This is a genomic window from Algivirga pacifica, from assembly GCF_039543525.1.
Taxonomy (GTDB): Bacteria; Bacteroidota; Bacteroidia; order Cytophagales; family Flammeovirgaceae; genus Algivirga; species Algivirga pacifica.
The window spans coordinates 1-1,286 of the sequence record NZ_BAABJX010000084.1 but is presented as its reverse complement, the minus strand read 5'-3'; the positions used below and the strand labels follow the sequence as shown (position 1 = coordinate 1,286).

The 1,286-nt window shown below is 41.7% G+C and carries 2 protein-coding genes; both read left to right on the top strand.

The window, feature by feature from the left end:
- Positions 1–316 (top strand): transposase (locus ABD985_RS21260; protein WP_345375358.1); only part of this gene is annotated, 316 nt, incomplete at its 5' end.
- Entirely contained in the window at positions 271–1,266 is a 996-nt protein-coding gene (locus ABD985_RS21255) for an IS3 family transposase (protein WP_345375360.1), read from the top strand. The genes ABD985_RS21260 and ABD985_RS21255, both read left to right, overlap by 46 nt.
- The last annotated feature ends 20 nt before the right edge of the window (positions 1,267–1,286 follow it).

Sequence of the window (1,286 nt, the reverse complement as noted above, 5' to 3'; positions counted from 1 at the left end):
TATGAGTAAGCGAAAAACATGGACAACAGAGGAAAAGCTTCAAATTTTAGAAGAAGGAAAAGGCGGTGATATGGTATCCGTATGTCGGAAATACGGAATAAGTACTGCGACTTATTACAACTGGAAGAAAAAGTTTGAGAGTCAAGGTAAAGAGGGTTTAAAGCAGTCGGCAGATCGTCGAGACCCTGAGTGGAAAAAGCTCGAGGAGGAACACCGTATTTTACAGAAGCTTTTGATCCAGAAAGAGATTGAACTAGAGACCCAGCGGGAATTACTAAAAAAAAAGTTTGGGACCGACGATCCAAGAAAGATTTAGTAGATCATCTCTATACGAAGTACAAGGGATCGTGTAGTTTCAAGCAGTTGTTACAATGGGTAGGACTAGCCGAAAGTAGCTATTATTACAAGGAAAAAGGTGGAAAAAAGGGTAATAAGGCTAGTAGCCATACGAAACACAGTACTGATGGACTGATACCCAATGAACAGGTTGTAGATCAGGTAAGGATCTACCTGGAGCACCCCTTTATCGATTATGGCTATCACAACCTCTGTGCTTTGTTGAAGCGTGATGGCTATGTGATTAATCACAAAAAACTGTATCGTCTTCTCAAGGAAGCCAACCTGCTGAAAAACACCAATAGAATACGTCCTGATCGATCAAATAGGAAGTTTGTAAAGTTCAGGAGGGTCAATGCACAGTACCCCATGGAGTACTTGGAAATGGACATAAAGATGGTTTGGATTCCTGAGAAGGGTAAGTATGCGTACCTCTTATCGGTCATAGATGTTTACAGTCGCCGTATATTAGGGCATGTGTTTCAATGGTCTGTTAAACAGGCTGATGTAGTCAAGCTCATTTCAGATATCATAGAGCAGTATAGGCTCCCTAAAGAAGTGATTATCCGAAGCGATAATGGTAGTCAGTTCATTGCCAAAGAGGTACGAGAATACCTGGCTTTGGTGGGGGTTAGTCAAGAGTTTACGCATGTAGCGACGCCAGAAGAAAATGCCCACATAGAGGCGTATCACGGAACACTGAGAAGAGATATTTTCTTGAGGTTTGAATACAGAACCTTTGGGGAGATTGAGCAGATACTAGATCAGTATGTCATCTTTTATAATCAAGAGCGACTACACGGTATGATAGGTCGCATCCCTCCAATGGAGCGGTGGAATCATTATTTTGAAAAAATGGCTACAGTTATTCAGTTTGTTTGTGCATTCCAGCAAGCTAAAAATGACAGCGTGCGTAGCGCAGCTAGCTAAGCGAAATTTTTATGCTTGCA